Genomic DNA, 313 nt, shown 5'->3' on the forward strand with positions numbered 1-313 from the left:
CGGCGCGCTGGTTGCCGGCGCCGCGGGGGTTGCCCCCGCGGCCGCCGCCCTGGCCGGCCTGGCCGCCGCGGGCGCCGGAGCTCCCGCCCTGGCCGCCGCGGGCGCCCGGGCCGCCCGGGCCGCTGCGGGCGCCGGGGCTCCCGCCCTGGCCGCCGCGGCCGCCGGAGCCGCCGCTCCGGTTGCCGTATCCGCCCCGGCTGCCGCCCGGGCCGCCGCTGTTCCTGCCACTGCTACGCATTGAAAGTCCGTTGGCGATTCCGTCGTCGGCCGAGCTGCGATGTCACCGTCACGTGGTGCTGACCACGTCACTGTC

At 80.8% G+C, this 313-nt stretch carries 1 protein-coding gene; it reads right to left on the minus strand.

Annotation, left to right across the window (positions count from 1 at the left end; all coding sequences use genetic code 11):
• On the minus strand, positions 1-238 hold a 238-nt coding region (locus LO771_RS30195; protein ID WP_230748351.1), incomplete at its 3' end, for a hypothetical protein.
• Between the last annotated feature and the right edge of the window lie 75 nt (positions 239-313).

Origin of the sequence: Streptacidiphilus sp. ASG 303 (assembly GCF_020991365.1) — a bacterium.
Classification (GTDB): domain Bacteria; phylum Actinomycetota; class Actinomycetes; order Streptomycetales; family Streptomycetaceae; genus Peterkaempfera.